This window comes from Pseudoalteromonas sp. C12FD-1 (genome assembly GCF_037414265.1).
Classification (GTDB): Bacteria; Pseudomonadota; Gammaproteobacteria; order Enterobacterales; family Alteromonadaceae; genus Pseudoalteromonas.
Genome location: NZ_JBBEVD010000024.1, coordinates 1 through 751 on the forward strand (window position 1 = coordinate 1; position 751 = coordinate 751).

A 751-nucleotide genomic window follows, 5' to 3' on the forward strand; every position below is an offset into this window, starting at 1 on the left:
TGTGTGGCAATGATCGTTTACTGTTAATTAGATCATAGATTGATACTGCAACTCCTCATGACCAAGCACATCATACCCCGACAACAACCAATCCAGTTGCTGGGGACTGAGTTCAAAATCTTGTAGACTCGCTTGGTTTGGCCATTTGAATTTTTGTTTTTCTAACCGCTTGTACCACAATGCAAATCCCGTTTTATCCCAGTAAACCAACTTGAGTTTATCTTTCGCCTTATTGCAAAACAAAAACAACGCGCCAGTGTAGGCATCACGTTCAAGCTCGCCTTCAACGATAGCGACCAAGCCATCAATGGATTTTCGAAAATCCACAGCATCGCGGTGTAAGTAAATACATTTAGGTTCAACAAACATTTTCATCAGGCAAGCTCGCGCAGTAATTGGCCTAGATAAGATGCAGACGTTGTGAGTGGTAAGCTGACTTTTACTTTACTAATCGAGAGGATGATTGGCTGTTGCGGTTCGATGATATCGACGTGTTTCGTGACGTTTGCTCGAACAAAGCTTCCTGATGAGGCATTAAGTTTACTTCGCGCGGCATAAAACGTTGTTTTTGATAAAGCATTTTGCTTGCAATAGTCAGTGATAGTTAAATCGCTGGCTTGTTGTTCTTCAATAATACTGCGCCACTGCTCTAGGCTACGCGTTTTTCTCATGACTATCTCCTCATTGAAATTTGGAAATAGCTTAATCATTTTACTGAGTTACTGGCAGGTGTATTTTGCTAGACGCTTAC

The 751-nt window shown here is 41.5% G+C and carries 2 protein-coding genes; both read right to left on the reverse strand.

Features of this window, described 5'->3' with window-relative positions; genetic code table 11:
* Nucleotides 1–27: 27 nt before the first annotated feature.
* Entirely contained in the window at nt 28–375 is a 348-nt protein-coding gene (gene tnpB, locus WDB87_RS00130; RefSeq protein ID WP_337848650.1) for an IS66 family insertion sequence element accessory protein TnpB, read from the reverse strand.
* Entirely contained in the window at nt 375–671 is a 297-nt protein-coding gene (tnpA, locus tag WDB87_RS00135; RefSeq protein ID WP_337848651.1) for an IS66 family insertion sequence element accessory protein TnpA, read from the reverse strand. The genes tnpB and tnpA overlap by 1 nt, the downstream gene beginning before the upstream one ends.
* Nucleotides 672–751 lie beyond the last annotated feature (80 nt).

Bases quoted from the DNA above. Each gene is read 5' to 3' on its own strand.
- tnpA (WP_337848651.1), bottom strand. From the start codon at position 671: ATGAGAAAAACGCGTAGCCTAGAGCAGTGGCGCAGTATTATTGAAGAA.
- tnpB (WP_337848650.1), bottom strand. From the start codon at position 375: ATGAAAATGTTTGTTGAACCTAAATGTATTTACTTACACCGCGATGCT.